19 protein-coding genes are annotated in these 22,543 nt (G+C 71.8%); 9 read left to right on the forward strand and 10 right to left on the reverse strand.

Annotated features, from left to right (window positions below; all coding sequences use genetic code 11):
* Positions 1-75: 75 nt before the first annotated feature.
* Both P5P86_RS09395 and P5P86_RS09400 read left to right on the forward strand, forming a co-directional pair.
* A complete protein-coding gene (locus P5P86_RS09395) occupies positions 76-2,511 on the forward strand; it encodes a CaiB/BaiF CoA transferase family protein (protein WP_280611062.1) in 2,436 nt (811 codons plus the stop codon).
* Positions 2,511-3,536: an aldo/keto reductase gene (locus tag P5P86_RS09400; protein ID WP_280611063.1), complete on the forward strand. Its 1,026-nt coding sequence runs from the start codon at positions 2,511-2,513 to the stop codon at positions 3,534-3,536. The genes P5P86_RS09395 and P5P86_RS09400 overlap by 1 nt, the downstream gene beginning before the upstream one ends.
* Before the next feature lie 35 nt (positions 3,537-3,571).
* On the opposite strand, the gene P5P86_RS09405 is transcribed toward P5P86_RS09400, so the two are convergent.
* The 4 genes from P5P86_RS09405 to P5P86_RS09420 are packed head-to-tail and all read right to left on the reverse strand — an operon-like array spanning position 3,572 to position 7,761.
* The gene (locus tag P5P86_RS09405; RefSeq protein WP_280611064.1) at positions 3,572-4,327 is read right to left on the reverse strand and encodes an SDR family NAD(P)-dependent oxidoreductase; all 756 of its coding nucleotides are present in this window, start codon (positions 4,325-4,327) and stop codon (positions 3,572-3,574) included.
* Between the two features lie 26 nt (positions 4,328-4,353).
* Positions 4,354-5,628, reverse strand: a complete 1,275-nt coding sequence (locus P5P86_RS09410; RefSeq protein WP_280611065.1) for an amidohydrolase family protein — start codon at positions 5,626-5,628, stop codon at positions 4,354-4,356.
* Positions 5,625-6,764 (reverse strand): CoA transferase, encoded by a 1,140-nt coding sequence (locus P5P86_RS09415; protein ID WP_280611066.1) that lies wholly within the window; start codon positions 6,762-6,764, stop codon positions 5,625-5,627. Before P5P86_RS09415 ends, P5P86_RS09410 begins: the two co-directional genes overlap by 4 nt.
* Positions 6,751-7,761 carry an enoyl-CoA hydratase/isomerase family protein gene (locus tag P5P86_RS09420; RefSeq protein WP_280611067.1) on the reverse strand — a complete coding sequence of 337 codons (1,011 nt, stop codon included), beginning with the start codon at positions 7,759-7,761 and terminating at the stop codon, positions 6,751-6,753. Before P5P86_RS09420 ends, P5P86_RS09415 begins: the two co-directional genes overlap by 14 nt.
* Before the next feature lie 77 nt (positions 7,762-7,838).
* Here P5P86_RS09420 and P5P86_RS09425 point away from each other — a divergent pair, with 77 nt between their 5' ends.
* Together P5P86_RS09425 and P5P86_RS09430 are read left to right on the forward strand one after the other, a co-directional pair.
* Positions 7,839-8,948, forward strand: coding sequence for an acyl-CoA dehydrogenase family protein (locus tag P5P86_RS09425; protein ID WP_280611068.1), 1,110 nt, complete (start codon positions 7,839-7,841; stop codon positions 8,946-8,948).
* A gap of 18 nt (positions 8,949-8,966) precedes the next feature.
* A complete protein-coding gene (locus P5P86_RS09430) occupies positions 8,967-10,160 on the forward strand; it encodes an acyl-CoA dehydrogenase family protein (RefSeq protein ID WP_280611069.1) in 1,194 nt (397 codons plus the stop codon).
* Positions 10,161-10,165: 5 nt separating this feature from the next.
* On the opposite strand, the gene P5P86_RS09435 is transcribed toward P5P86_RS09430, so the two are convergent.
* Positions 10,166-10,825 (reverse strand): tyrosine-protein phosphatase, encoded by a 660-nt coding sequence (locus P5P86_RS09435; protein ID WP_280611070.1) that lies wholly within the window; start codon positions 10,823-10,825, stop codon positions 10,166-10,168.
* A gap of 32 nt (positions 10,826-10,857) precedes the next feature.
* On the reverse strand, positions 10,858-11,841 hold the full coding sequence (locus P5P86_RS09440; RefSeq protein WP_280611071.1) for an acyl-CoA dehydrogenase family protein: 984 nt from the start codon (positions 11,839-11,841) through the stop codon (positions 10,858-10,860).
* A gap of 95 nt (positions 11,842-11,936) precedes the next feature.
* Between P5P86_RS09440 and P5P86_RS09445 the strand changes: the two genes are divergently transcribed.
* From P5P86_RS09445 to P5P86_RS09455, 3 genes are read left to right on the forward strand one after another with little or no spacing between them, the layout of a single operon-like run.
* A complete protein-coding gene (locus P5P86_RS09445) occupies positions 11,937-13,097 on the forward strand; it encodes an acyl-CoA dehydrogenase family protein (protein WP_280611072.1) in 1,161 nt (386 codons plus the stop codon).
* The gene (locus P5P86_RS09450) at positions 13,094-13,867 is read left to right on the forward strand and encodes an enoyl-CoA hydratase/isomerase family protein (protein ID WP_280611073.1); all 774 of its coding nucleotides are present in this window, start codon (positions 13,094-13,096) and stop codon (positions 13,865-13,867) included. The genes P5P86_RS09445 and P5P86_RS09450 overlap by 4 nt, the downstream gene beginning before the upstream one ends.
* A 24-nt stretch (positions 13,868-13,891) precedes the next feature.
* A complete protein-coding gene (locus P5P86_RS09455; RefSeq protein ID WP_280611074.1) occupies positions 13,892-14,947 on the forward strand; it encodes an LLM class F420-dependent oxidoreductase in 1,056 nt (351 codons plus the stop codon).
* Between the two features lie 73 nt (positions 14,948-15,020).
* Here the strand turns inward: P5P86_RS09455 and P5P86_RS09460 are convergent, their stop codons facing one another.
* Together P5P86_RS09460 and P5P86_RS09465 are read right to left on the reverse strand one after the other, a co-directional pair.
* Entirely contained in the window at positions 15,021-15,821 is an 801-nt protein-coding gene (locus P5P86_RS09460) for an enoyl-CoA hydratase/isomerase family protein (protein ID WP_280611075.1), read from the reverse strand.
* Complete coding sequence (locus tag P5P86_RS09465; RefSeq protein WP_280611076.1) at positions 15,818-17,062, reverse strand: FAS1-like dehydratase domain-containing protein; 1,245 nt, start codon at positions 17,060-17,062, stop codon at positions 15,818-15,820. The genes P5P86_RS09460 and P5P86_RS09465 overlap by 4 nt, the downstream gene beginning before the upstream one ends.
* Before the next feature lie 89 nt (positions 17,063-17,151).
* Here P5P86_RS09465 and P5P86_RS09470 point away from each other — a divergent pair, with 89 nt between their 5' ends.
* Together P5P86_RS09470 and P5P86_RS09475 are read left to right on the forward strand one after the other, a co-directional pair.
* Positions 17,152-18,141 carry an LLM class flavin-dependent oxidoreductase gene (locus tag P5P86_RS09470; RefSeq protein WP_280611077.1) on the forward strand — a complete coding sequence of 330 codons (990 nt, stop codon included), beginning with the start codon at positions 17,152-17,154 and terminating at the stop codon, positions 18,139-18,141.
* Complete coding sequence (locus P5P86_RS09475; RefSeq protein WP_280611078.1) at positions 18,138-18,911, forward strand: enoyl-CoA hydratase/isomerase family protein; 774 nt, start codon at positions 18,138-18,140, stop codon at positions 18,909-18,911. Before P5P86_RS09470 ends, P5P86_RS09475 begins: the two co-directional genes overlap by 4 nt.
* A 69-nt stretch (positions 18,912-18,980) precedes the next feature.
* Here P5P86_RS09475 and P5P86_RS09480 read toward each other — a convergent pair whose 3' ends face one another.
* The gene (locus P5P86_RS09480) at positions 18,981-19,691 is read right to left on the reverse strand and encodes an ABC transporter ATP-binding protein (RefSeq protein ID WP_280611079.1); all 711 of its coding nucleotides are present in this window, start codon (positions 19,689-19,691) and stop codon (positions 18,981-18,983) included.
* Positions 19,688-22,483: an ABC transporter permease subunit gene (locus P5P86_RS09485; RefSeq protein WP_280611080.1), complete on the reverse strand. Its 2,796-nt coding sequence runs from the start codon at positions 22,481-22,483 to the stop codon at positions 19,688-19,690. The genes P5P86_RS09480 and P5P86_RS09485 overlap by 4 nt, the downstream gene beginning before the upstream one ends.
* Positions 22,484-22,543: the final 60 nt, after the last annotated feature.

Consider the following 22,543-nt stretch of genomic DNA (forward strand, 5'->3'; position numbering starts at 1 on the left):
CGAAATGATTGACGCGCCGGGTCGCCCCTGCGACGCTTGTGCTGCACGTCACACCTGCCGAGAAACGAGGCCATCATGACCGATCAGGGACCCCTCCACGGGCTTCGCATCGTCGACATCACGACCACTCTCCCGGGGGCGATGTACGCACAGTTCTTGGCCGACGCCGGTGCCGACGTGATCACCGTCGAGCCTCCCGGCGGCAGCCCGGTCCGCGAGCTGCCGGGCTGGCCCGGACTGCTCCGCGGTCGCCGTTCGATCGTGCTCGACCTGCGCGAGGCCGCGGACCTGGACGTCTTGCGGGGGCTGCTGGCCCAGTCCGACGTCCTCGTGCACGGACTGCGGCCGCACGCCGCCCGAGAGTTCGGCCTCGACCGCGACACCCTCACGGCGTCCTACCCGCGGCTCGTCGCCGCGCACATCACCGGCTTCGGCAGCGACGGCCCCTGGAGTGAGTACAAGGGCTACGAGGCCCTGGTCCTGGCCAAGACCGGCGTCATGCACAACAAGCGCCAGCTCACCCGGCGCAAGGGTCCCGCCTACGTCTCCGTCCCTTACGCCTCCTGGGCCGCTGCCCACAACGCCCTGCACGGCACCCTGGCCGCGTTGCACGAGCGCGAGCAGTCCGGACGCGGCCAGGTCATCGAGACGAACCTCGTCCAGGGCATCGGGTCGATGGACACCTACAACTGGTTCTACGAGATGATCATCGATCGCTACCCCGGCGCCTACGAGCCGGCCGACCTGGCCTACGACGAGGACCTGCGTCCCTCGGCGCCCCTGCTGTACGCGCTCCTGATCGCGCCGACCAAGGACGGTGTCTGGTTGCAGTTCGCCCAGACGGCGCCGCGGCTGATGATGGCCTGGATCGCCGAGCTCGGCATCGGACCCCTCCTGCAGGAGGAGCGCTTCAAGGGCTTCCCGGTCATCGAGACCGTCGAGGCCCGCGAGGAGCTGTGGATGGAGATGATCAAGCGCGTGGGTCAGCGCACGCTGGCCGAGTGGCAGGAGACCTTCGAGCGCAACCCGGACGTCAGCGCCGAGATCTTCCGGACGCCCGAGGGCGCCTTCCAGCACCCGCAGGTCGTCTTCGAGGGTCGTGCGATCGAGGTGGACCAGCCCGGTGTGGGCAAGGTCGTCATGCCCGCGCCGCAGGTCTACGTCGCCGGGCACCCGGTCACCGACGTGCGCCCTGCCCCGGCGGTGGGCGAGCACGACGCCGAGCTGCGAGCGCTGGCGGCGCAGGCCGCCCCGGCCGCCGAGGTACCGGACGAGGCGCCGGTGCGGCTGCCGCTCCAGGACGTGACGATCGTGGAGTTCGGCACCATGTTCGCGGGTCCGTACGGCGCTACCCTGCTGACCGACCACGGCGCGCGCGTGATCAAGGTCGAGGAGCTGGGCGGCGACAACATCCGGATGCTCGTCCCGTTCCCGGAGGCGGGCGGCGCGAAGGTGCTGCAGGGCAAGGAGAGCCTCGCCATCGATGCCGGATCGCCGGAGGGTCGCGAGATCATCTCCGCGATCGTGGCGAAGGCCGACGTGGTCCTGCAGTGCATGCGCTCGGGTGCCGCCGAGCGGCTCGGGGTCGACGAGGAGTCGGCGCGTGCGCTCAACCCGGACATCGTCTACGTCAACTCCTTCGGCTACGGCCACGACGGCCCGTTCGCCAAGCGCCCGGCGTACGCGCCCTCGATCGGCTCCTCGAGCGGCATCGCCGACATCGACAGCCGCGGCAAGACGATGCCTCCGCAGAGCGAGCAGGAGCTCCGCGAGGGCTCGGTGACCCTGCACTCGGCTCACGCCGTCCCGGCCGCCCAGGCCGACGGCATCAGCGCTGTCGGCGTCGCCTCGACCATCATGCTGGGGCTCTACGCCCGCGATCGCGGGGTCCGGATGGACGCCATGACGACGACGATGATGGGCTCGGCGCTCAACTGTCTCAACTACATCAACAACGTCTACGACGACCGTGTGGAGATGCCCCAGGTGGACGCCGAGTTCTTCGGACTCAGCGCGCTCTACCGGCTCTACCCGGCGCAGGACGGCTTCGTCTTCCTGGCGGCGCCGCGCGAGCCCGAATGGGATGACCTGGTGACCGCGCTGAAGCCGTACGTCGACCTCACCGCCGACTCCCGGTTCGCGACGGCCGCCTCGCGTCAGCAGCACGACGCCGAGCTCGCCGAGGTGCTGGGCGGCGTCTTCGCGAGCCGCGCCAAGGCCGATTGGGAGGCCGAGCTGACCAAGCAGGACGTCGGTCTCGTCGCGGTCGTGGAGGCGAACTCCGAGAAGGTCCTGCAGGGCGACGACTTCTACGAGGCCGGCTTCGCGGTCGACGCGGTCAGCCCGATCTTCGACGAGCACCGCCGGCTCGCGCCCATGGTGCGCTTCTCGCGATCGCTGACCCAGGCGCCGGCCGGCTGCACGATCGGACAGCACACCGACACGATCCTCACCGAGTTCGGCTTCGGCGACCGGATCGCCGCGTTGCGCGAGGCCAAGGTCGTCGGCTGATGGAGCAGCGCCTGCTGGGCAGGACCGGCGTTCGCGTCTCGTCGTACTGCCTGGGGGCGATGATGTTCGGCTCGGTCGGCAACGCCGACCGAGCCGAATGCCGGCAGATCATCGACCGGTCGCTGGAGGCCGGCATCACGTTCATCGACACCGCCGACGTGTACTCACGCGGCGAGTCGGAGGAGATCGTCGGCCAGGCCCTGGGGAGACGGCGCGACGACGTCGTGCTGGCCACGAAGCTCTACAACCCCATGTCGCGCGAACCCAACCACCGCGGCGCCTCCCGTCGCTGGATCCTCCGGGCGTGCGAGGACTCGCTGCGCAGGCTCGGCACCGACTACATCGACCTCTACCAGGTTCACCGACTCGACGAGAACACCGACCTCGACGAGACGCTGTCGGCACTCTCGGACCTGGTTCGTGCCGGCAAGGTGCGCATGATCGGCACCTCCACCTGGCCCGCCGAATGGATGGTGGAGTCCCAGTGGGCGGCCGTCAGCGGCGGGCATGTGCGGCCGCGCTGCGAGCAACCGCCGTACTCGCTGTTCGTGCGCGGTGCGGAGCGCGACGTGTTCCCGACCGCCGTCCGGCACGGCATGGGCGTCATCGTCTGGAGCCCCCTCAACGGTGGCTGGCTCACCGGCAAGTACCGCACCGGCGAGCACGTCCCCGCCGATTCGCGCTTCCAGCGTCTGCGCAGCGGTGCCTGGAGCACCTCGACGCCGGGCGCGTCGACCAAGTTCGACCTTCTGCCCGCGCTGGAGAAGATCGCCGCCGACGCCGGGGTGACGCTGATCGAGCTGGCCCTCGCCTTCACCCAGGCCCATCCCGCGGTGACCTCGACGATCATCGGCCCGAGGACGCTCGCCCAGCTCGAGTCGCAGCTCAGTGCCGCCGAGGTCACGCTGTCATCCGAGGTGCTCGACGCCATCGACGCGGTCGTCGCCCCGGGTACGACGATCGACCGGGGCGACCTCGCCTTCGAGCCGCAGGCCCTGCGTCACCTCGTCCAGCGCCGGCGCTGAACCACCGCGCCGGCCGGCCGCGGCCCGGTGCCGCGTCAGTGAGTGGTCCAGCCGCCGTCGACCGCGATCGTCTGTCCGGTCACGAAGGAGGAGGCGTCGCTGAGCAGGAACAGCAGCGCGCCGTCGAGCTCACCGGGCTCTCCGGTGCGCCGCATCGGCGTCGCCAGGGTGATCCGCTGGTGCACCTTGTCGTTGGTGAACAGCTCCTCGGCCATCTCCGATCGGAAGAACCCGGGCGCGATGGCATTGACGCGCACGCCGTGCTTGCCCCACTGCCCCGCGAGGTCCCGGGTGAGGTTGACCACTGCCGCCTTGGAGGAGGTGTAGCTCGCGTCCCCGATCGGGTAGGTCGAGCCCAAGCCGTAGATCGAGGCGATGTTCACGATCGATCCGTGCCGCCTCTCGATCATGCTCGGAGCGACGAGACGAGCGAGGTGGAAGACCGAGGTGAGGTTCACGTCCAGCACCCGGCGGAACTCCTCCAGCGACTCGCTGATCGCCGGCGTCGGATGACCCATCCCGGCGTTGTTGACCAGGCCGTCGACGCGTCCGTGCGCCGCGAGGACGTCTGCCACCAGGGCGGCGCACCCCTCGTCGTCGGTGACGTCGAGCGCGCGGCCCTCCAGGCCCGGGCATTCGGCGGCGAGCTCGTCGAGACGGTCCTTGCGGCGGGCGATGGCCACCACCTGCGCGCCGGAGCGGTGCAGGGCGCGCGCGAACTGGGCGCCGAGGCCGCTCGAGGCTCCCGTCACGATGACGACGCGGTCGCGGACGGAGAACGGATCGGACACGAGACCTCCTGAAAGGGTAAAATCAGTTAGATGATACTACCCGCAATGAGGGTGAGGCGCACATGCCGGGCGTCCGGATCGCGGAGGGCCACGTCCACAGGGACGTCGAGGAGGACGAGATCGGCCGGCTCGCCCACGGCGACGCGGCGTGGGGGGCCGCCGGGGTCCTGCGGCGGCGAGAGGTAGCCGGCCAGGGCCGTCTCGACCGGGACCGCCTCCGCCGGATTGATCGCCCGGTCCGCCGCGCTCGCCATCACCCTCCAGGGGTCGACCTCCCCGTAGGGAGCATCGCTGGACGCGCAGGTGGGCACACCGGCGGCGATCAGGCTGGCGTACGGGTACAGGCAGGGCAGGTCGTCGGGTGCCACCTCGCGTCGATAGCTGTCCCCCCGCGTGCGGAGGAAGTCCGGCTGGGTCACCACGACGAGGCCGAGACGGGCCATCCATGCAGCGGTGGATTCCGGCACCACCGCCGCGTGCTCGATCCGGTCGCCCCGGAGCGTGCCCACGTCCTCCAGGACGGCGAGGGTCAGCACCAGGGACGCGCGCGTGACGCAGTGGACCGCCACCGCGCGTCCGGCGGCGTGCGTGCGGGCGATCATGTCCACCAGCTGGTCGTAGGAGGGAAGGTCGTGGTCGCGCAGGTGGAGCTTGCGCGGCGCTGTCCCTGCCGGGTCGCCCAGCAGCGTCAGCCGCTGCGGCACCCGGCGCAGCAGCTCCACGCCCCGGGGGTCCAGGTCGGGGGTGGCATCGGTAAGGCCGGTGATGCCCAGGCCGGCCAACCGTCGGCCGGTCTCGGCGACGTCGGGATCGCTCGACGGGAGGGCGCCGCGTAGCCGCGCGTCGTAGCGCCACAGGCGTCCGGTCGGCTCGCCGTGCTCGTCGCGCTCCACGTCGGCCGAGTCGTCGAGGGCCGAGGAGACCTGCTCGAGCGCCGCGGAGTTCAGCATCCACAGGGCGCCGCTCCGGTGCTGCACCCGGACAGGCCGGGTCGGCACGAGCCGGTCGAGCGCATGCCGATCGAGGCTCTCGGCGCAGTTCACCCCGCGGATCCAGCCCTCGCCCGGCACCCGGGTCAGCCCGCTCAGGCCGGCGGAGCAGTCGACCGACTCCCATGCGGCGGTGAGGGCGAGGACGTGGAGATGGTGGTCGTGCAGTCCGGGAAGCAGGGCGCCCCCCGCCGCGTCGATGACCTGCTCCGCGGGTGGGAGGCCGTCCCCGATCGCCGTGACCCGGCCACGCGCCACGTGCACGTCGCGGATCGCGCCCCGGATCTCGGCACGGCGGATCAGCAGGCTCATCGCGTCCTCGCCGGCAGCACGCGCGACGCCCCGCCGTCGTACTCCACCCACCACTGCGCGCCCCGGCGCACCACCTGGTGGTCGGGCGTTCGGCCCGCGGTGGAGGCGGCGACATGCAGCATCGAGACGTCGATGAGTCGCGCCTCCTCGGAGCCCAGTGCCTCCGTGGCGGCGACGGCTGCGGCCACCCCGGCCAGTGGATCCGCCATCGCGTCCCCCGCCGGGAGCAGCTCGCCCTCCGACGCGACCACCAGCCCGGCCGACGCAGCCACGTCGTCGCCGAACCCGACCGCATCGCTGGCCCTGCCCCGCGCGGTGATCGAGAGCCAGGAGGTTCCGCGGGCGACGTACTCCTCCGCCACGATGCCTGCCTGGCGCAGTGCCCGAGGCCTGCTCGCCTCGAGGACCAGGTCGGCCCGCTCCAGCAGGCGCCGCAACTCGCCCGACCCCAGCTCGAGCGAGATCTGGTCGTGCCCGGCGTGGAGAAGCTCGAAGAACGCCGCCGGCCCCCGGCGGGCGCCGTCGGGACGTGTCGGCGTCTCCACCTTCACCACGCGGGCGCCGCGCAGGCCGAGCAGGTGCGCGCACAGCGGGCCGGCCCACAGGCTGGTGAGGTCGACGACGAGAGGTGGCCCGCTCGGCGTACGCCGCCCGAGGGTCGTCGCCACGACGCCTGACCTCGCGTCGGGCTCGTCGGGCCCGGTGGGCTCGGCCGGCACCGCGCCGCCGGGAAGCCCGAGCAAGCGGATGCGCTCCGCGGCGACGGCGGTGGGGACCGTCTCGGCCCAGGCCGCGACCGCCGCCCACGGCTCGGCAGCGTCGGCCTCGACCAGGGCGGGCACCAGCTCGACATCGGAGGGGCGGGCCAGCGAGAGGCCCACATGACCGTCGCACGTGGTCAGGATCCGGAAGGCACCGCCACACGACCACGGGGCGTTGCGGGTGAATCCGGCGTAGGCGGCGCGCTCGCCGAGCAGGCCCGGGAGCGCGAGCCCGAGGGCGGCGAGTTGCTCGCGGAGGAACGACGCGGCTCGGCCCGGCGGCAGCAGCGGAGGCCCGTCCGGCCGTCCGGTCAGCGCCATCGCGCCCGACCGGGCCCAGTCGTCGACCGGATCGTGTGCCTCAGGCACGGCCATCGACCAGCCCCCACTCCAGGGCCGTCTCGAGGTCGATCCGATCCCCGGTCAGGGCCATGAACGCGGTCCGGTGAGGCCCGATCCGGTGGGTCATCGACACCGTGCCACCCGCTCCCGGCACCAGGCCCATCGACAGCTCGGGCAGCCGGAACCACGTCCCGTCCGCGGCGTCCACGCGGGCGGCGAAGGCGGGGACCTCGATGCCGGCCCCGATGCAGGCGCCGTGGAGTCGGGCCCGTACCCGCTCGCGGATCCGATGGACCGCCCAGCCGGCGCTCCGGCCCAGTCGGACCGCATGCGCGGCGACCGGGTCCGCGGCGGTCCCGAACTCGTCGAGGTCGCCGCCGGAGCAGAACGAGCGCCCCGCACCGCGAAGCACCACCTCGTGGACCGAATCGTCCAGGCGGGCGATCTCGAGGGCGTCGATGAGGGCGTCGCGCACGCCGCGCCCGAACGCGTTGTGACGCTCCGGGCGGTTCAGCGTGAGGGTCAGGACGTCGCCAGTGCGGTCGATCAGGACAGGGTCGTCGTCCTCGGGGGGAGGGCCGGCCGGCGTGCCCGCCCGCCACGCGGCGAACTCCGGGCCGGCCAGCAGCATCGAGTACGCGAGCGACTCGGCCTGCAGGCCGTCGTACACCGTCGCGCGTGCGGCCAGGGGAAGCAGCTGGGTGAGGACCAGCGTGGCGCCCGGCGCCTGGGAGGCGGTGGCCGCGATCCGGTCGATCGCAGCGTCGTCGGCGGCGACCCACGACCGCCCCGGCCCTCCGGGCGCCAGGGTGCAGGTGAGCTTGTCGAGCAGGGGAGTCAGCGAAGCGGGCAGCGGCCTGTCGGCGATCCCCACGATCGCGACGCAGCGATCCGTCAGCGTCGCCGCCGCTCGTGCCGCCGAGCGCGGCGTCGCCGTGGCGAGATCGACGATCACCAGCGCTGCCTGCTCGGGCGCGCCGGTGAGGCGGCCGGCCCCGTCGGCGAGATCCTCCACGCTGAGAACGTCCACGGCTCTCCCTTAATAGGCAAATCAGTTATATGATGAGCGCACGTACGTGCGCTGCAACCAGCAGGATAGGAGCCCCGATGATCTCCGGGCCGACCCAGGAGCACGAGGAACTGCGGGAGCTCACCCGCCGGTTCCTCGCCGACAAGTCCTCACTCGCCCAGGTGCGACAGCTCGCCGAGGCGGGTGCCACCCGCGACGACGCCGTCTGGGCGCAGATGGCCGAGCAGCTGATGCTGCAGGGCATCGCGATCCCCGAGGAGTACGGCGGCGCCGGCTTCGGCCCGGTCGAGCTCGGTGTCGTGCTGGAGGAGATGGGTCGCGCGCTCGTGGTCGCGCCGTACTTCTCGACGGTAGCGCTCGCCGGCCAGACCCTCACCGCCTGCCGCGACGAGCAGGCGCGCTCCGCGTGGCTGCCCGGTATCGCCGCGGGCGCCCTCACGGCCACGCTGGCCGTGGCCGACCGGACGGGCGAGATCGATCCCGCAGGCGTGGAGACGACCGCGACGCGGGCGGAGGACGGCTGGCGGCTCGCCGGCACCAAGAGGTTCGTCATCGACGGTGCCACCGCCGATCTGATCATCGTCGCGGCCACGGTGGACGACGACCTCGCACTCTTCACCGTCGAGGGCGATGCTGCGGGCCTGCGCCGGGAGCTGCTGGCGACGGTCGACGCGACCCGGCAACTCGCCACCGTGACGTTCGAGGATGCCCCGGCCGTGCGCATCGAGGACGACGCCGAGGCGGTCCTCGCGCGCGTCGCCGACCTCTCGGCCGCAGCCCTGGCCGCCGAGCAGGCCGGGGGCGCGGCGGCGGCGCTGGAGATGGCGGTCGAGTACGCGCGGATCCGGGTGCAGTTCGGTCGCCCGATCGGATCCTTCCAGGCCATCAAGCACCGCTGCGCCGATCTGCTCCTGGAGGTGGAGTCGGCGCGCAACGCCGCCTTCGCCGCCGCCTCGCTGCTCGCGCAGGACGATGCCGAAGGCCCCGTCGCGGCCGCGCTGGCGGCTGCGTGGTGCGCGACGGCGTACACCCATGCGGCGAAGGAGAACATCCAGTTCCACGGCGGCATCGGCTTCACCTGGGAGCACGATGCGCACTTCTTCCTCAAGCGCGCCAAGACCTCCGAGCTGCTGCTCGGCACCCCCGCCCGCCACCGTGCCCGCGTCGCGGACCTGGTCGGGATCTGAGACGAGAGAGGCCCTGTGATGACTGCCGCGACCCAGACCCAGCATGCGCTCGACGCCGAGACCGACGAGGAGTTCCGGGCTCGGCTGCGGGCGTTCCTCGCAGGCAACGCGCCCGGACCGCGTCCCAAGGATCCCCGGGAGAAGATCGCCTGGACCAAGGCCTGGCACGCCACCCTGGTGGACAACGGCTACGCCGGTCCGTCCTGGCCGCGGGAGTACGGCGGCATGGACCTGCCCTTCAGTCGGCAGGTGATCTACCAGGAGGAGATCGCGCGGGCGAAGGTGCCGGGTCCGCTCGGCACCGGCCTGGGCATCGTCGCACCGACGATCATCCGCTACGGCACGCCCGAGCAGAAGGAGCGCTGGCTGCGGCCGATGCTGCGCGGGGATCTCGTGTGGTGCCAGGGCTACTCCGAGCCCGAGGCGGGCTCCGACCTCCCGGCGCTGCGGACGACAGCCCGTCGCGAGGGTGAGGAGTATGTCGTCAACGGTCAGAAGGTCTGGTGCTCCTCGGGTGCCATCGCCGACGTGTTCTTCACCCTCGTCCGCACCGGCACGCAGGAGGCGCGGCAGAAGGGCATCACCTACCTGATCATCGATCGCCACGCCCCGGGCGTGACCGTCCGGCCGCTGAAGGACCTGGCCGGCGGCTCGGTCTTCGCGGAGGTCTTCTTCGACGACGTGCGGGTCCCCGTGCGCGACCGGATCGGGGAGGAGGACGGCGGCTGGCCCCTCGTGCGCACCTCGCTCGGGCACGAGCGTGCCGCCGGGGCGATGAACCAGGCGGCGTCCTACCGGCGCATCCTCACCGAGCTGGTCGACCTCGCGCGGGAGCGAGGCATCGCCACGGATCCGCTCGTGCGCGAGCGGCTGACCGACTTCGAGATCCGGGTGCGGCTGATCCGCTACAACGCCGAACGGATCATCTCCGGGATCCTCACCAAGGGCGAGCCCGGGCCGACCTCCTCGGTCTCGCGGCTGATGATCACCGCGTTCGAGCAGGACCTCCACGAGTTCGCCGTCGACATGCTCGGTCCGGACGGCATCGTGACCAAGGGCTCCGACCAGGCGGTCCAGCGCGGGCGATGGCTGCAGGGGTTCCTGATGACGCGGGCCTCGACGATCGGAGCCGGCACCGCCGAGATCCAGCGCAACACCATCGCCGAGCAGGTCCTGCGGCTGCCCTTCGACCCGGCGATGCCGCCGCGCTGACAGCCTCAGGCGAGCAGGCGCTCGCGCAGTCTCGCGACGTCCGACTCCTGGCCGCCGTGGGCGAGGAACCAGCCCAGCACTCCACCGTCGTGGGAGTCGAGGGCGCCCAGGAAGGTCGCCATCGCGGCGGCGGGCGCCTCGAACAGGTCATCGAGAGGGCTGCTGACCACGGCTTGGGCCGGCACGCTGAGCGTGGCGGACATCCTGCGGCGCACCTCGGCCATCGCCTCGGCGGTGCGGGCGTAGTCGGCGATCACTGCGTCGTGGCCGATGCCGATCAGCCGCAGCACCAGCGCGATGGTGGCGCCGGTACGGTCCTTGCCGGCCGTGCAGTGCACCAGGACGGGTGCCTCGCCGGCGGCGACGGCGCTGACCGCCGATGCCAGCACCGCGGCCAGGGGAGGTTGCAGCATCGCGAGGTAGAGGTCGGCGAGACTGGTGACCGGACCGACCGCCTCGTACGCCGTGCGGCCGCCGATCGGGCGGCTCACCAGTGTCGCGGCCCCGGCGAGCGGGTGCTCCTCGGTGAGCTCCTTGGGCCGGCGCAGGTCGACGACCGTGCGGGGAGGCCAGGCCACGTCGTACGCCGTGTGGTCGTCCCCGGAGAGCGGTGCGTCGCTGCGCAGCAGCACGCCGGGCGCCAACAGCGGGCTCGCGCTCGCCACATCCCGGAGGTTCGCGAGCCGGGGGAGCGGGCTCACGTCGCCGGCAGGAGGTCTGCCACGCGCGCGTGGTGATGGCTGGCGCCGCCCCAGATCGCCTCGTCGACCTTGGCGCGCCGCAGGAACAGATGGAGGTCGTGCTCCCAGGTGAAGCCGATGCCGCCGTGGAGCTGCAGAGCGGTGCCGGCGAGCTCGGCGATGCCGGCCGAGGCATGGGCCTTCGCCACGCTCGCCCAGAGCTCCGCATCGGCGGTGTGGGCGTCGAGTGACATAGCGGCACGGTAGGTCGCCGCGCGCACCCCCTTGAGGGTCATCAGCATCTCGGCGGCCTTGTGCTTGACCGCCTGGAAGGAGCCGATCGGGCGGCCGAACTGCTCGCGCACGGAGGTGTAGGCGACGGTCATCGCCAGCAGGCGCTCCCCGACGCCGAGCGCATCGGCCGCGGTCAGGACCGTCATCGCCGCTCGGCACCAGGCGGGGTCGACGTCGAGGTCGATGCCGTCGACCGGCTCGACCGCCCACCACCCGCGCGAGAGGTCCAGCGTGGTGCGCCGTCGCCCGCCGTTCACGCCGGCGAGGCGTGCCGCCGGGGCGTCGCCCGCAGTGAGGACGAGCAGATGGGCGGCGGTCCCGCCGGCGTGCACGATCGACGGGTCGTCGACCACGGAGGCGACCGCCGTGCCCTCGGCGAGGGCCGCGACGATCTCGCCGGGCGCGCCGCCCCGGGCGGCCACGGCGGCGACCAGCGCGGTCTCGATGAAGGGGCCGGGGGCGGCCGCGCGGCCGAGCTCCTCGGCGACGAGACACAGCTCGACCAGCCCCTGGCCCGCGCCGCCCTCCTCCTCCGGCACCGCGAGCGAGGCCCAGCCCAGCTCGGCCCCCTTCTGCCACAGCTTCTCGTCGAGGTCGGCACCGGCCTCGGACGTCGTCCGCACCAGTGCGGGGGGACACGTGGAGGCGAGCATGCTGCGCGACACCTCCCGGAGCATCTGCTGCTCCTCGCTGAGCTCGAAGTCCACGGCGCCGACCTTCCCTCTCGTGACACAGTGATGCCCGTCACCGGCTATGGTATCAATTGAACAGGCAAATCAGTTAACTACTTCTGGAGGCCAGGATGCGCATAGACGCGGACGTCCAGCTCGAGCGGTTCCGTGCCGGTGTCCAGGCATTCCTCGCCGAGCACCAGCCCGGCGCCAAGCATCACACCGGCGTACGCGCCCCCGACAGGGAGCTCGTGCCGGCGATCCGTGCGTTCACGGCGAAGCTCTTCGACGCCGGCTATTTCGGGGCCGACTGGCCGCTCGCGTACGGCGGCCGGGCGGACTACGACCCGGCCGAGGCCTTCATCGTGGCCGAGGAGATCGCGCGAGCCGGTACCTGGGCGCCGATCGGTGCTGCCACCAATCTCGGGGCGGCTGCCCTCATCGAGTTCGGCACCCCGGAGCAGCAGGCCGAGTACCTGCCGAGGATCCGGAGCGCCGAGCACCTGTGGTGCCAGCTCTTCAGCGAGCCCGGCGCCGGCAGCGACCTCGCGGGCCTGCAGACCAAGGCGCGTCTCGACGGCGACCACTGGGTGGTCGACGGTCAGAAGGTCTGGACGACCAACGGTCACCACGCCGACATCGGCTACCTGCTGGCGCGCACCGATCCCTCGGCGGCCAAGCATGCCGGCATCACCGCCTTCATCCTCGACATGACCAGTCCGGGTATCGAGGTGCGCCCGCTGCGGGAGATCACCGGAACGAGCGACTTCAACGAGGTCTTCCTCGACGGCGTCCGGATCCCGGCCGACCGGGTGATCGGTCGGGTGAACGACGGCTGGCGGGTCGCCAACTCCAGCCTCGCCCACGAGCGCAGCGGCGTGGCCGCGAGCTCCGCCGAGCTGATCCGCCACCTCGACGACCTGCGCGGCCTCGCCTCCGACGACGCCGCGACGCGGCAGCGCGTGGGCGCGATCGCCACCCGGGTGCTCGTCAGCGACGCGATGAGCAAGGCGGTGCAGTCGCACATGCTCGCCGCCACCGACGACGCGGCCGACGCGGCGCTGGTCAAGATCTACTTCAGCGAGACGAACCTCGCGCTCGCCGAGCTCGGCATGGACCTGCAGGGCGTCGGCGGCATCGTCACCGAAGGGGACGAGGACGCTGTCGCCGAGGGTTGGTGGCAGGACGCCTATCTCTACGCCCGGGCCTACACCATCGCCGGCGGTGCCACCGAGGTCCTGAAGAACGTCGTCGCCGAGCGCGCGCTGAAGATGCCGAGGGAGCCCCGATGACCTACGAGACAGTCCTGTACGACGTCGCGGACCACGTCGCGACCGTCACGCTCAACCGCCCCCAGGCGCTCAACAGCTTCAACCAACAGATGATCGACGAGTTCGCCGACCTCTGGGCACGCGTGCGCGAGGACGACGACGTCCACGTCGTCGTGCTGCGCGCCGCCGGCGAGCGGGCGTTCTGCACCGGCGTCGACGTCGCGAGCGGCCTGGTGATGCCGGAGAACATGTGGTCCGAGGAGGACCCCGGCCTGGGCCTCTCCCCGCGGGCGAACCGGGTCTGGAAGCCGGTCATCGCGGCCGTCCAGGGGATGGTCGCGGGTGGGGCGTTCTACTGGCTCAACGACGTCGACTTCATCGTCGCCGCCGACGACGCCACGTTCTTCGATCCGCACGTCTCCTACGGCATGACCTCGGCGCTGGAGCCGATCGGTCTGGCTCGGCGGATCCCGATCGGCGAGGTGATGCGTTGGGCGCTCGTCGGACTCGACGAGCGGATGTCGGCGCAGCGCGCCCATCAGATCGGCCTCGTCTCCGAGCTGGTGCCCCAGGCCCGGCTGTGGGAGCACGTCGACGCGATCGCGCGAAGGATCGCGGCGAAGCCCGCCGTGGCCGTCCAGGGCACGGTGAAGGCCGTCTGGGAGACGCTCGGGATGGACCGTGCGGCCGCGCAGGCGGTCGGGTGGAACTACCCGATGCGCGGCAACCCGTCCGGCACCGCCCAGGTCGCGCGCGACGGCTTCGTGAAGCCGGAGTGGACGCTGCGATGACAGCGACGCGATGACAGCGACGCGATGACAGCGACGGCGGGGATGAAGCTGGGTCTGGCGCTCGGGTACTGGGGCGCCCGCCAGCCGGAGGGCCAGCCGCAGCTGGTCGCGCTCGCGGAGGAGCTCGGCTACGACTCGGTGTGGACGGCAGAGGCCTACGGCTCCGATGCCCTCACGCCGCTAGCCTGGCTCGGCGCGGCGACCACCAGGCTCAAGCTCTGTACCGGCATCGTCCAGCTCTCGGCCCGGACGCCCACCGCGACGGCCATGGCGGCCATGACGATCGACCATCTCTCCGATGGTCGGATGGTCCTCGGCATCGGCGCGAGCGGTCCCCAGGTCGTCGAGGGCTGGTACGGGCAGCCGTATCCGAAGCCGCTCGCGCGCACGCGCGAGTATGTCGACATCCTGCGGCGGACGTTCGCCCGCGACGTCGTCACCCACCACGGCGCGTTCTATCGCCTGCCCTACGACGCCGGCCTCGGCCTCCCGTCCTCGGGCCTGGGCAAGCCGCTGCGCTCGACGCTGCACCCCGTGCGGGAGAGCATTCCGATCCTGCTCGCGGCCGAGGGCCCGAAGAACGTCGCGATGGCGGCCGAGATCGCGGACGGCTGGATCCCGCTGTTCTACTCGCCGCACGGCTCGCGGTTCTACGACGCGGCGCTGGCGGAGGGATTCGCGCGGCCTGCGGCGCGGTGCACTCCCGACGACTTCGAGATCGCCTGCTCGGTCGAGGTGCACCTCGACGACGACGTGGAGCGCGCCGCCGATCGCGTCCGGCCGTTCATCGCACTCTACGTCGGCGGGATGGGAGCCCGCGGCGCGAACTTCCACTACGAGGCCGTCGCCAGGATGGGCTACGAGGCCGAGTGCGCCAGGATCCAGGACCTCTACCTCGAGGGCCGCAAGGCCGAGGCCGCAGCCCTGGTACCGACGTCGCTGGTCGAGAAGATCGCTCTGATCGGCCCGAAGGAGAAGATCCGCGACGACCTGGCCGCCTGGGTCGAGTCCCCGGTCACCACGCTCGTCATCAGCGCCGATGCGCCGACGCTGCGCCTGATGGCGGAGCTGGTCGGGTGACCCGCGCCGTCCCGGCGGCGGTCGAGCGATGGCACGAGGTCGTCGCCCGTCGCTCGTCGGATGGAACGAGTCCCTAGCGGCGCCGATAGACCGGCGACCGCTTCTCGAGGAACGCGCGGGTCGCCTCCGGCTGGTCCTCGGTGAACGCCGTGAGCACCTGCTGGCGGTTCTCGAACTCCACGGCGGCGTCGAACGAGGGCGTCTCCAGGGCGAGCCACATGCCCTGCTTGGTCAGCTCGACCGAGATCGGCGGGTTGAGCATGATCTCCTCGGCCGTCCGGTAGGCGGCCTCCAGCAGGTCGGCGGGACCGGTCACGTCGGTCACCAGCCCGTAGGCCAGCGCCTGGGCGGAGCCGAAGCGGCGGCCGGTCAGCATGAGCTCGTGAGCGCGGCCGGCGCCGACGATCCGCGGGAGCAGCCACGAGACCCCGAGGTCGCATGCGGAGTAGCCGGCGCGGATGAACGAGACGGCGAAGACGGCCGGCTCCGCGGCGATGCGGACGTCGGAGGCGCACACCAGCGCGAGCCCAGCGCCGGCGGCGGCACCGTTGACGGCGGCGATCACCGGCTGGGGGAGCGCGTGCAGGCGTTGGGCCAGGCCGGCGATCTCACGCTGCATGGTGAGCTGCCCCAGAGCTCGTCCCCGACGGGTGAGGCGCTCGCCGTCGTCGTACCCGTTCAGGTCGAGGCCGGCGCAGAAGGCACGGCCCGCCCCTGTCAGCACGACCACTCGGGTGCTCTCGTCGTGCGTGACCTCGTCGAGGACGGCGTGAAGCTCCGCGACGACGGCGGCATCCAGGGCGTTGAGCGCCTCGGGACGGTCCAACGTGACCAGGGCGACGCCCGGCCGCGGCGCGGCGAGGCTGACACTCACTCCGCGAGACGCCCGATGTCGTAGGCCAGCATCCCCTGGAGCGTGTCGGCGGGGGACTGCGGCAGCTCCACCGCCGCCTCGCGGGTGGGCAGGAGCACGACGGCGGTCCCGGGTGTGGTCGTCTCGCCGCGCTGGTTCTCCACCCAGACGTCGAGGTGGACCTCGTGGCCGGCGGCGGTCTGCTGCTTGTCGACGACCTTGCCGCGCACCCAGGAGGTGTCGCCGATGTAGTTGAACTTCCGGTGCTGGCACGACAGCTTCCACAGCCAGGCGTCGTCGCCCATCCAGTCGGTGATGGCGTGGGTCAGCCAGGTCTCGCGCATGGCGCCGTAGTCGTAGGTCATCGGCAGGCCCAGCTCGCGGGCGCGCTCCGGCTCCCAGTGCAGCCGCTGAACGGTGTCGGGGATGTTGCGGTTGTTCGGCGGGTAGAGGCCCGGCACCTTGCGCCGGATCTGCCGGGAGATCCCGAAGGCGCCCGGCGGCGTGAGCTGCATGCCCCAGCCGACGTGCCAGACGACGACGTCGGTGACGGTGAGCGGCCCCTTCACCCGCGGCTGCAGCTCGTCCCCGATCCGGACGTCCTCCCAGTAGCGTGGCTCGGCGCCGCGGCGAACCTCCGCGTCGTACGCGGCGTCGATCTCGGCCAGCTGCTCGTCGGTGTACGGCGTGGTGACGTCCACCGGGGCCTTGTCCTTCGCCTTCTCCTTGGTGGCGTGGCGCTCGGCGTTGATCCAGGTGCCCCGCTGCACGGCGACGACCTCACCGGCGCCGTTGGCGAACAGGAAGTCGTGGGTGACGTGGGCGGTGCGCCCGCCGAAGCTGGACGGCTTCTCCTGCACGCCGACCTGCGAGCGGAGGATCTGGCAGCGGTCGCCGAGGCGGAGGGGCTGGAACCACTCGTACTCCATGACCGCCTGGTAGGAGCCGAGGCCGGCGAACGGGTCGCCCTTCATCAGCTGCTTCTGCTCGGGGGTCAGAGGACCCGCGACGTTCTCGCCCATCGTGTACAGGAAGGTGGGAGGAGCGATGAGGGTGCCCCAGCGCGTGTTCTTGCCGTACTCCGGGTCGGCCCAGAGCGGGTTGTCGTCGCCGTACCCGTAGGCGAAGTGGCGGGTGCCGTCCGGCGTGACCTCGAGATTGTGCGGTGTCAGCGGGCGCTCCGGGATCCCGATGCGCTGGCGCGACTTCTCGAAGGCCTCGTCGGTCAGTACGCCGAACGTCGGTGCGCTCTGCTCGGTCACGGTCCACTCCTCGGGTTCGTGCTCTCATCGACTGCTCAAGCGAAAGCATATAGTATAAATAGATAACTGATAAGGCGAAGGAGAGCTAGATGCAGTTCGGATTGCCGTGGCCGGGTGCCGAGGTGGCGCAGGAGGCCGAGGATGCCGGCGTCGCCGCGTTCTGCACCGGCGACTTCGTCGACAACGACGCCTACGAGGTGCTCGCCGACATGGCGCAGCATTCGGCGACGGCCAAGGTGGGGACGAGCATCGCCTACGCCTTCGCCCGCACGCCGTACGCGCACGCGGCCGCGCTGCGCACGCTGCACAAGAAGGCGCCGGGCCGCCTGTTCCTGGGCCTCGGTTCGGGCGCCTACTCGATCAATCGCGACTGGTTCGGCGTCGAAGCGGACAGGCCCGTCGCGCGGATGAGCGACCTGGCGGGCGCGGTGCGTGCGTGGCTCCGGGCCGAGAACGGCGATCGCGTCACCTACGAGGGTCCCTACTATCGCGTCGACGCGAAGGTCCAGGCGCCGGTGCTCGGGCGCCTCGACGTGCCCCTCCTCTTCGCCGGGTTCAACAAGGGCATGGTGGCCGCGGCGGCCAAGCACGCCGACGGCGTCATCGGGCACGGCCTCTTCACCGCCCGCTGGTGGGACGAGGTCGTCCGGCCCGCGGCGGCGGGAGCCGGCGAGGAGTGGCTCGAGCACGGGTGGCTGATCACGGCGATCGACGACGCGGACCCCGCCCGGGCGGTCCTGGAGGCGCGCCGGATGGTCGGGTTCTATCTCACGGTCAAGACGTACGACGGATACGTGGAGCACCACGGCTGGACCGAGGAGGTGGCCCGCGTGCGGGATGCCTTCGCCAAGCGGGACATGGACGGCATGGCCAGCGCCGTCAGCGATGAGATGCTGGCGGCGGTCGCCGTCTGCGGCACCACGGCCGAGGCCATGGCCCAGTTCGAGAAGCGGGCGACCGAGGGATCGCTCGCCCGCGACCTCACCTACCTGGCACCGCCGTCGTTCCTGACCAGCGATCGCCGCCGTGCGGTGTACGCGCGCAACAGCCTGACCCTGGTCCGGGAGGCGCTGGGATGAGCTACGTGACCTACGAGCACGAGGCCGGCCTCGTGCGCATCACGCTGGCCGACGCCGAGCACGGCAACGCGATCCACCTGGAGTCCGTCCACGAGCTCTTCGGGGCCGTCCGGCGTGCGCGCCAGGACCACGCCAGGGTCATCCTGCTCTCGGCGGTGGGCAGGTTCTTCTCCGTCGGTGGCGACCTCGGGTCCTTCGCCGGTGCCGATGACATGGCCCTCTACCTCGACGACGTCGCCGACTCCCTGCATCGCGTCGTCTCGGAGCTCATCCGCGCCGACGCGGTCGTCGTGTGTGCGGTCCAGGGGCCCGCGGCGGGTGCCGGCTTCCCGCTGGCGGCCGCCGCCGACATCGTCGTGGCGGCCGAGTCGGCGAGCTTCCGCCTGGGCTACGGCAAGGTGGGGCTGAGCGTCGACGGAGGCACCAGCCTGCTGGTCAACACGCTCGGGTTGCACACCACGCTCCGGCTGGCCCTCCTCGGTGACTCGTTGAGCGCACAGGAGGCGCTCGCGGCCGGACTCGTCGCGCGCGTCGTTCCCGACCATCAGCTCCGTGGCGCCACCGAGGAGGTCGTCGCCACCCTGCTCGCGCTGTCCGCAGGAGCCCAGGCCGTGACCAAGCACCTGATCCGCGACCGCGCCGAGGCAGCGCCGGAGGCGGCCCTGCGCCAGGAGGCCCTGGGCATTCGTTCCCTCGGTGCCACAGCGGAGGCCCGGGAGGGCGTCAGTGCCTTCCTGGAGAAGCGGAGGCCGGCCTTCGGGCAGCGTTGAGCGATCCGACGCCGGGCATCGGCTCGACCGATGGGCGGCCCTCCATGTGGAGGGCCGCCCATCGGTCTCTCATGCCGCGGGTGCCTCGCCCAGGTACGCCGCCTCGATCCGCTCGGGATGGGCCAGCAGCTCCGCTGCGCTCCCGCGCAGCACCTCGGTGCCGTGGGCGAGGACGACGGCGAAGTCGGAGATCGCGAGCGCCGGTCGGACGTGCTGCTCGACCAGGACCACCGCCGTACCGGTCTCGTCGGCAACGCGGCGCAGGACCGGCAGGAGCTGCTCGACGATCACCGGCGCGAGGCCCATCGAGAGCTCGTCGATGAGCAGCACCTTCGGGTCCTGGGCCAGGGCCCGGCCGATCGCGAGCTGCTGCTGCTCGCCACCCGAGAGGAGTCCGGACGCGACGTTGAGCCGCTCCCTGAGCCGCGGGAAGAGGTCGAGCACCTCGTCGATGCGTCCCTTGCCGGTCGCCGCGAGCCTGAGGTTCTCCGCAACGGTCAGGGTCCGGAAGAGCGCCCGGTCGTCCGGGACGAACGCCAGGCCGGCGCGCGCCGTCGCACGGGGGCGCCCGGCTGCGACAGCTGTGCCGTCGACCGTCACCGTGCCTGCGGAGCGGCCCAGCAGGCCGGCGATGGCCACCAGGGTGGTCGTCTTGCCGGCGCCGTTGGGCCCCAACAGCGCCAGCACCTGGCCGCGGTCGAGGGCGAGGGAGAAGTCGCGAACGACGGTGCTGCCCGCATAACCGGCAGCCAGGTCCTTCACATCCAGAACGGTGCTCACGCGATCACCTCGTCGGGGTCATGGTGCCGGGTCGGCTCGGGGTGGGTCGGTTCGGGGTGGGGTGGCTCGTCATGGACGGAGCCCAGATAGGCGGCCACGACCGTGGGGTCGGTGCGGATCTGCTCGGGAACCGCATCGGCGATCTTGCGGCCCAGGTCCAGGACGACGATCCGGTCGCAGGTCTCGAGCACGAGTCCCATGTCGTGATCGATCATCACGATGGTGGTTCCCGCATCGCGCACGGCCTTGAGGCGCTCGCCGAGCCACAACGACTCGTTGCTGTCCAGGCCGGCCGCCGGCTCGTCGAGGAGGACGACCCTGGGGCGTCCAGCCAGCGCGCGCGCCACCGAGACGAGCTGACGCTGGCCGTGGGACAGCTCGGCGACCGGACGGTCGACGAAGGGAGCCAGCCCCAGCACCTCGAAGAGCCGATCGAGCTCCGGGGCGCTGAGTCGCGTTCGAGCAGCGGTGCCGCTGGTGCCGACCCGGACGTTCTCCTCGACCGTCAGGTCCTCGTAGAGCTCGATGCCCTGGAACGTCCGGCCCAGGCCGGCGCGGACCCGCCGGTGCGGCCGGGCGCCGTGGACGGCGTTGCCCTCCAGCGCGATCTGGCCGGTGGCGTGCGGGGCGAAGCCGCTGAGCGCGTCGAGGAGCGTCGTCTTGCCGGCGCCGTTGGGGCCGATCAGACCGAGGATCTCACCGTCGCGCACCTCGAAGCTGACCTCGTCCAGAGCCACCACTCCGCCGTACCGGACGCCGACGGCGTCGACCTGCAGGATCGTCCCGCCGAGCTCGCGGGGGGAGTGCTCGGCCATCTCGGAGGCGGCCGCCATCAGTGCGCCGGAGGCGACCGGTTCCTGGCGGCGAGTCCGCCAGCGCCGCATCGCCTCGTGCAGGGGGCCGGTGACGCCCTCCGGGTAGCGGATGACGGTGAGCACCAGCAACAGCCCGCTGATGACAGCGAAGTAGCTGTCGAGGCTGATCCACTTGTTCAGGGCGAAGAACACGACGCCGCCGCTGCCGATCGCCCCGGCGGTCACGCCGCCCAGCACCGAGGAGACGCCTGCGAGGTAGACGGTCGCGAAGATCGCGACGCCGGCCAGCGTGGAGTAGCTGTTGGCTGCGGCCAGCTGCTGCTGGTAGCCCATCAGGGCACCTCCGATACCGGCGACGAAGGCTCCGATCGCGAACGCGGCGATCTTGACGCGGTTGACGTCGATGCCCGACGCGGCGGCCGAGCGCTCGTTGGCCCGCACCGCGAGCATCGACGCTCCGAGCCGGCTGCGGCGCAGCAGGGCGACCCCGAGGCCGGTGAGCAGGAGGACGACGAGGCACAGCAGGCCGAAGCCCATCCGCGGATAGCCGGCTCCGGCGCCGATGCCGAGGTCGAGACCGAAGAGCGTCGGCTTCTTGATGGGCGCGCCGCCCATGCCCCCGTTGAGCTGCGGGTTGTTGAACCAGAACTGCTCGACAGCGAACGAGAACGCGAGCGTGAGGACCGCCACCGGCAGGCCGCGCAGTCGCAGCGCCGGCAGCCCGACGATGACGCCGAGGACGGTGACGGCGAGCGCGGAGAGGATCGGTGCGAGCGGGAAGGGGACTCCAGCGTGCGTGGTGAGGCGGGCCAGGAGGAACGCCGACCCACCGGCCAGGGCCAGCTGGGCCAGCGAGATCTGACCGGCGTAGCCGGTGACGACGACGTAGGAGAGCGCGAGGACGGCCAGGATCATGGTCGTGATCACCGCTGCGCGCCAGTTGCCGCTGGTGAGGGCCAGGGCAGCGATGCCGACCACCGCTCCGATGGCGAGGGCGAGCGCCGGATGGCGAGGCACCGGCGCGCGGCCCAGGGATCGTTGTGCCACGGTCGCCCGCTGTGGGATGCCGCCGTTGCGCACGAGGAGCACGAGCAGGATCACCACCAGGGGGATCATCGAGTCGACGCCGGCCTTCGGGAAGTGGGCCGCCGAGCTCTGCAGGTAGGTCGCCTCCGACTGGAGCATGCCGATGCCGAGTCCGGCCGCGACGGCCGGGCCGAGACGGCTGAAGCCGCCGACCAGGGCGGCGGCCAGCGCCGGCACGATGAACAGCGCGTAGGAGCTCGGGACAAGCGGCACGATCGGGGCGATGAGGATGCCGGAGAGGCCGGCGACCACGCAGGACAGCGCCCAGTTGATGGCCGCGATGCGGTCGGGCGAGAGGCCGCTCACCAAGGCGGCCCGCTCCGACTCTGCTACCGCACGGGTGGCGAGACCGAACCGGGTGTACCTGATCAGGGCGCCGAGTACGAGTGCGACGAGGACGATGATGCCGGCGAACCACAGCCGGTCCGCCGCGATCGAGGCGCCGCCCAGCTTCACCGTCCCGGTCGGCAGGAAGGGTGCGACGGCCACCGGACTGGTCCCCACGCGGGCGGCGAGGAGGCTCTGCACCATCAGCATGAGGCCGATGCTGGCGACGGCCTTCGCGACCGGGGAGGCGTTGCGCAGCGGCCTGAAGACCAGCGCGTACAGGATGAGGCCGATCAGCGCCGCGACGACGAGTGCCGCGATCAGTGCTGGAGCGGTACCGAGCGGACCCCCCAGATCGACCGTCACCGGCGTCCAGGGGATCGGGTCGATCAGCTGACCCTGGCGCAGGAACCCGTAGGTGTAGGCGACGTACAGCGCGATCGCGCCCGTGCTGAAGTTGACCACGCCGGAGCTACGGAACGTCGTGACCAACGCGATCGCCATAGCGGCGTACACGGCGCCGTTGCCGAGGCCGAGGAGGAGGAAGGTGAGGTGCGTGGCCATGCTGGGCTCTCTTTCGCGCGTCTGCGACCCAGCCGGTGCGACGGCTGGGGTGGCTGGGGC

Origin of the sequence: Nocardioides sp. BP30 (assembly GCF_029873215.1) — a bacterium.
Lineage (GTDB): Bacteria > Actinomycetota > Actinomycetes > Propionibacteriales > Nocardioidaceae > Nocardioides.